The organism is Burkholderia sp. AU4i (assembly GCF_000466765.1).
GTDB lineage: Bacteria > Pseudomonadota > Gammaproteobacteria > Burkholderiales > Burkholderiaceae > Burkholderia > Burkholderia cepacia.
Genome location: NZ_ASSI01000352.1, coordinates 1 through 5,897 on the forward strand (window position 1 = coordinate 1; position 5,897 = coordinate 5,897).

The following is a 5,897-nucleotide window of genomic DNA, read 5'->3' on the forward strand; positions in this document are numbered from 1 at the left end:
CGGCATCGGCTGCCGTGGCGAAGCCGGTATCCGCCGCACCCGTCGAGGCAGCGCGGCCGCAGGCTACGGCAACGGCTGCGCCAGCGGCGCCGGTTGTGCGTGCGGCGCCGGCACCGGCTGGCGGCGAAGCAGACCAGCCGGCCGAGAAGCCGGTTGCCGTCCCCGCATCCGCGCCGGCCTCGGTTGATGAGCCGGTCATCGAAACGCCGCAGCCGCGCGTGGCCGCTGTACCGCAAGCGGAGCCGGCCAGCGAGAGGCCGACACCCGCCCGCGATGAACCCGAGCCGCCGGCTGCGGTTGTCCAGCGAAGCGACACGCCGGCTGCGCCGGCCGAACCGGTGCCGCGCGCTGCGCTGGCCGAGCCCGCCGCCCGTCCGGCAGCGCGTTCCGGGGGAGCCGCCGCCGCGCTGGACGTGCTGCGCAATGCGGGGATGCGCGTGTCGTCCGACCGCGGTCGCGCAGGCGCCGCCGCGAAACCAGCCGCCCAGCCGGCCGCCGAGAAGCCCGTCGCGCCGCGTCCCGCCGCCGTACAGGTACCGACGCCGCGCGCGGCGGCCCGTGCGCCGCAGGCAGCCGATGCGCGTCAGGCCCCGCCGCCGTGGGAGGACATCCCGCCCGACGAATACGTGCCGCTCAGTGCCGACGAGATGTTTGGCGGCCCGCCTGACGACGGCTTCGTGCCGGTATTCGACAGCGGCCCCGACGATGTGCGCGTGACGCCGAAGCCGGCGGAGGCCCGCCCGTCCACTCCGGTCGACACGCGTCCGCTGCCGCCCGCGATCGCGCTCGATCCAGTCGGCTTCGACGGCGAGTGGCCGGCGCTGGCCGCGCGGCTGCCGCTCAAGGGCGTCGCGTACCAGCTCGCGTTCAACAGCGAGCTGACGGCCGTCGATGCGACTACGTTGAAACTTTCAGTGCCGGTGCCGCAATATGCGGACGCTGCGCAGGTGGCGAAGCTGAAGGCCGCGCTGGCCGATGCGCTCGGCAAGCCGGTCGAGGTGGCCGTCGAGGTCGGGCCCGCCCGGCGTACGGCGGCGGCACTCGATGCGGCTGCGCGCGCGGCGCGCCAGCGTGAGGCCGAGCAGGAGATTCACGGCGATCCGTTCGTCCAGCAGCTCGTGCGCGACTTCGGTGCGCGCATCGTCGAGGGTTCGGTGCGCCCGCTCGCCGACGCGGCGCCGGACGGCCCGCCGCCGACGCTGCATTGAACTGAGCGCCCCGCGACAGGCACAATCACGCCCACACATTGGCCGGCACGCGCCGCGTGCCGGTGTTCACACGATCAAGAAGGAGTATTCCCATGTTGAAAGGCAACCTCGCCGGACTGATGAAGCAAGCGCAGCAAATGCAGGAAAACATGAAGAAGATGCAGGAGCAGCTTGCACTGATCGAAGTCGAAGGGCAGTCGGGCGCCGGCCTCGTCAAGGTGACGATGACGTGCCGCAACGAAGTGCGCCGCGTGTCGATCGACCCGAGCCTGCTCGCGGACGACAAGGACATGCTCGAGGATCTCGTCGCCGCTGCGTTCAACGACGCGGTGCGCAAGGCCGAAGCCACGTCGCAGGAAAAGATGAGCGGCATGACGTCGGGCCTGCCGCTGCCCCCGGGCTTCAAGCTGCCGTTCTGAACGCGGCGTCCGTGCCACTTTTTGCCGCCGTATGAAACAGCCGTCCGCCCTGTCCGCTCTCGTCGAAGCGTTGCGCGTGCTGCCCGGTGTCGGGCCGAAATCCGCCCAGCGCATGGCGGTCCACCTGATGCAGCACGATCGGGAGGGCGCGGAGCGGCTCGGCCGGTCGCTGCTGTTCGCGACCGAGCACCTGCAGCATTGCGAGAAGTGCAATACGTTCACCGAAGCGCAGATCTGCGAGGTCTGCAGCGACGAGGAGCGTGATCCGACGCTGCTGTGCGTCGTCGAGACGCCCGCCGACCAGATCATGCTCGAGCAGACGATGACTTACCGCGGGCTGTATTTCGTGCTGATGGGCCGGCTGAGCCCGCTCGACGGGATCGGCCCGAAGGAAATCCATTTCGACCGCCTCGTGCGGCGCGCGTCCGACGGGGTCGTCAAGGAGGTCGTGCTCGCGACCAACTTCACGAACGAGGGCGAGGCCACCGCGCACTACCTCGGCCAGACGCTGAAGGCGCGCGGGCTCGCGGTCACGCGCCTCGCGCGTGGCGTGCCGGTGGGCGGCGAGCTCGAATATGTCGACGCGGGCACCATCGCCCGCGCGATGCTCGACCGCCGCACGATGTAAGCCGGGCGCCGCCGGTCGGCGGCGCCGTTCCTCATGCCAGGGAGACACATGAGCACCAGCCAGGGCCCGCTCGCGGGCGTCAAAGTGCTCGAATTCGGAACATTGATCGCGGGGCCGTTCGCGTCGCGGCTGTTCGCCGAATTCGGCGCGGAAGTGATCAAGATCGAGGATCCGAACGGCGGCGACCCGCTGCGCAAGTGGCGCAAGCTCCATCCGGAGCAGGGCGGCACGTCGCTGTGGTGGTCCGTGCAGGCGCGCAACAAGAAATCGGTCACGCTCAACCTGAAGGCCGACGCCGGCAAGGCGATCGCGCGGCAACTCGCGCGCCAGGCCGACATCGTGATCGAGAATTTCCGCCCGGGCCTGCTGGAAAAGCTCGGGCTCGGCTACGACGTGCTGTCGGCCGAGAACCCGGGCCTCGTGATGGTGCGCCTGTCCGGCTACGGGCAGACGGGCCCGTACCGCGACCGGCCCGGATTCGGCGCGATCGCCGAATCGATGGGCGGGCTGCGCCACATCACCGGGTATCCCGACCTGCCGCCGCCGCGCATCGGCATCTCCATCGGCGATTCGATCGCCGCGCTGCATGGCGTGATCGGCGCGCTGATGGCATTGCATCACCGCAAGGTCAACGGCGGCGCGGGGCAGGTGGTCGACGTTGCACTGTATGAAGCCGTCTTCAACATGATGGAAAGCGTGGTGCCCGAATACGGCGTGTACGGGATGGTGCGCGAGCGCACCGGCGCGTCGCTGCCGGGTATCGTGCCGTCGAACACGTATGCATGCCGCGACGGCAGCATCGTGATCGGCGGCAACAGCGACCCGATCTTCAAGCGGCTGATGAAGGCGATCGAGCGCGACGACCTCGCCGACGATCCCGCGCTCGCGCAAAACGACGGGCGCGTGCCGCGCACGCAGGAGATCGACGACGCGATTGCCGCATGGCTCGCGCCGCGCACGATCGATGAAGCGCTCGTCGTGCTCAACGCGGCCGACGTGCCTGCCGGACGCATCTACAGCGCCGCCGACATGTTCACCGATCCGCAGTTCGTCGCGCGGCAGATGATCCAGCGCTTCAAGCTGGCCGACGGCACCGACATTCCGTTGCCGAACATCACGCCGAAGCTGTCGGACACGCCGGGCGAAACGCGCTGGCTCGGGCCCGAACTCGGCGAGCATACCGACGAGGTGCTGCGCGGCCTCGGCTACGATGCGCAGGCGATTGCCGCACTGCGCGACGCCGGCGCGATCTGACCGCCCCTGGGCCTGTCGCCTCGCGCCGGGCTCCCCGAAGGGCATGTTCCACAAGCGAGCGCCGTTGGTGCTGGAAAACCCGGGGCGGCGGGGCATTTTCCTGAGCGTGCGGAACGCCGCCGCGCAACGCGGCGGTGCAGCGTGTACGGTTGCCCGCAACCGTCCTTCCGCAGTCGCCGGACTGTCGCTCTCGCGCCATCTTTCCTCGGTTACAATCGCCGGATGCGAATCCTACTCAGCAACGACGACGGCTATCTCGCCCCCGGTCTCGCCGCGCTCAGCGACGCGCTGCAGCCGCTGGCCGAACTCACGGTGATCGCGCCCGAGCAGAACTGCAGCGGCGCGTCGAATTCCCTCACGCTGTCGCGGCCGCTGTCGGTGCAGCGCGCAGCGAGTACGGGTTTCTTCTACGTGAACGGCACGCCGACCGATTCGGTGCACGTCGCGTTGACAGGGATGGCCGACGCCAGGCCGGACCTCGTCGTTTCCGGGATCAACAACGGCCAGAACATGGGCGAAGACACGCTCTATTCGGGGACAGTTGCGGCCGCCACCGAAGGCATCATGTTCGGCGTGCCGGCCATTGCGTTCTCTCTGGTCGACAAGGGCTGGGCCCATCTCGCGGACGCCGCGCGCGTCGCCGCGGAGATCGTCGAGCACTCCCTCGCGCATCCGCTGCCGGGGCAGCCGCTGTTGAACGTCAATATTCCGAACCTGCCTTACGACGAACTGAAAGGCTGGAAAGTCACGCGTCTCGGCAAACGTCATCCGTCGCAGCCGGTGATTCGCCAGATCGACCCGCGCGGCGAACCGATCTACTGGATCGGTGCGGCGGGCGAAGCGCTGGACGCCAGCGAAGGCACCGATTTTCATGCGGTGGCAAACGGTTTCGTATCGATCACGCCGCTGCAGCTGGACCTCACGCATACGCAGATGCTGCCCGCGACGCGCGAATGGGCGCGCGCCGGAGGGCGGGCTTCATGAGCGGCGAGCGCGCGAAGCGGTTTCCGCTCGCGCTCGAAGATCTCAAGCGAGCGCCACGCAAGTCGGAAGGTCGGGCCGGCGAACGCCATGCGGCGGTCACGGCATCGAAGGCCGCCGACAAGCCCGCGGCCGTGCTGAAACCGGTTGCGGTGAAAGCCGCTGCCGCGCGCACGGCCATGCCCGGTTCCCCCGCCGCGAAGCCCGCGACCGCACCGAAGCCGACCGCGCTGAAGCCCGCGATGCCGAAGCCGGCCGCGCCGAGCGTTGCGCCGGCCGGCGCGTTCGCGCTCACGTCGGAACGCGTGCGCGAACGGATGGTCGAACGGCTGCGCGCGAACGGCGTGACCGACGCGCGCGTGCTGGACGCGATGGCCGCGGTGCCGCGCCACCTGTTCGTGGATCCGGGGCTGGCGACGCAGGCCTACGAGGATTCCGCGCTGCCGATCGGCCACCAGCAGACCATTTCAAAGCCGTCGGTTGTCGCGCGCATGATCGAGCTCGCGATGGCCGGCCGCACGCTCGAGCGCGTGCTCGAGATCGGCACGGGCTGCGGCTATCAGGCCGCCGTGCTGAGCCACGTGGCACGCGACGTGTATTCGATTGAACGCATCAAGCCGCTCTACGAGCGCGCGAAGCTGAACCTGCGGCCGCTGCGCGTGCCGAACATCCGTCTGCACTACGGCGACGGGCGTGTCGGCCTGCCGTCCGCGGCCCCGTTCGACGCGATCGTGATCGCGGCGGCGGGGCTCGACGTGCCGCAGGCGCTGCTCGAGCAGCTCGCGATCGGCGGGCGCCTTGTCGCGCCGGTCGGCGCGCAGAGCGGGCAGCACCAGGTGCTCACGCTCGTCGAGCGCGTCGCGCACGCGCAATGGCGGGAGTCACGGCTTGATCGCGTTTTCTTTGTCCCTTTAAAATCCGGAGTAATTTGAAACCGATGAGTATGTTGCGCGCGATGCAAAACAACCGTTCCAGGGAACCGCTCACGCTCGCCCAGCGCGCGATCTGCGTAGCTGCGTTCTCCACGCTACTGGCCGCCTGTGCGACGCGGCTCGACAACGCGCCCGTCGTCGATCGCTCCGGTTCGCTCGGCACGACTGCCGCCGCGCAGCCCGCGGTACCGCTTCCGCCGGCGCCGCCGGGTTACTACCGGGTAAAGCCGGGCGACACGCTGTACCGGATCGCACTCGAAAACGGGCAGAACTATCGCGACATCGCCGCGTGGAACAACCTGGCGAACCCGAATCAGATCGAAGTCGACCAGCTGCTGCGCGTGTCGCCGCAGGCCGGTGCCGCTGTTGCGGGCACGCAGGTCGCCGCGCCGATCGCGGGCGCCGCCGTCGCTACCGCGCCGCTCAGCAGCGGCCCGGCAACGCCGGCTGCCGGTACGTCGTCGGTCGCGACGCC

At 69.6% G+C, this 5,897-nt stretch carries 7 protein-coding genes; all 7 read left to right on the plus strand.

Translation table 11 applies throughout. From position 1 onward, the window contains the following. A partial coding sequence (locus L810_RS42345; RefSeq protein WP_042978359.1) for a DNA polymerase III subunit gamma/tau C-terminal domain-containing protein occupies nt 1-1,208 on the plus strand: 1,208 nt, incomplete at its 5' end. Between the two features lie 92 nt (nt 1,209-1,300). After that, nucleotides 1,301-1,627 carry a YbaB/EbfC family nucleoid-associated protein gene (locus L810_RS42350; RefSeq protein WP_006482124.1) on the plus strand — a complete coding sequence of 109 codons (327 nt, stop codon included), beginning with the start codon at nt 1,301-1,303 and terminating at the stop codon, nt 1,625-1,627. 31 nt (nt 1,628-1,658) lie between these two features. Next, nucleotides 1,659-2,255, plus strand: a complete 597-nt coding sequence (gene recR / locus L810_RS42355) for a recombination mediator RecR (protein ID WP_006478665.1) — start codon at nt 1,659-1,661, stop codon at nt 2,253-2,255. A 48-nt stretch (nt 2,256-2,303) separates the two neighbouring features. Beyond that, entirely contained in the window at nt 2,304-3,509 is a 1,206-nt protein-coding gene (locus tag L810_RS42360; RefSeq protein WP_021164241.1) for a CaiB/BaiF CoA transferase family protein, read from the plus strand. A gap of 222 nt (nt 3,510-3,731) precedes the next feature. After that, the gene (surE, locus tag L810_RS42365; RefSeq protein ID WP_021164242.1) at nt 3,732-4,493 is read left to right on the plus strand and encodes a 5'/3'-nucleotidase SurE; all 762 of its coding nucleotides are present in this window, start codon (nt 3,732-3,734) and stop codon (nt 4,491-4,493) included. Continuing rightward, the gene (locus tag L810_RS42370; RefSeq protein ID WP_021164243.1) at nt 4,490-5,422 is read left to right on the plus strand and encodes a protein-L-isoaspartate(D-aspartate) O-methyltransferase; all 933 of its coding nucleotides are present in this window, start codon (nt 4,490-4,492) and stop codon (nt 5,420-5,422) included. The genes surE and L810_RS42370 overlap by 4 nt, the downstream gene beginning before the upstream one ends. Before the next feature lie 5 nt (nt 5,423-5,427). Next, on the plus strand, nt 5,428-5,897 hold a 470-nt coding region (locus L810_RS42375; protein ID WP_042978360.1), incomplete at its 3' end, for a LysM peptidoglycan-binding domain-containing protein.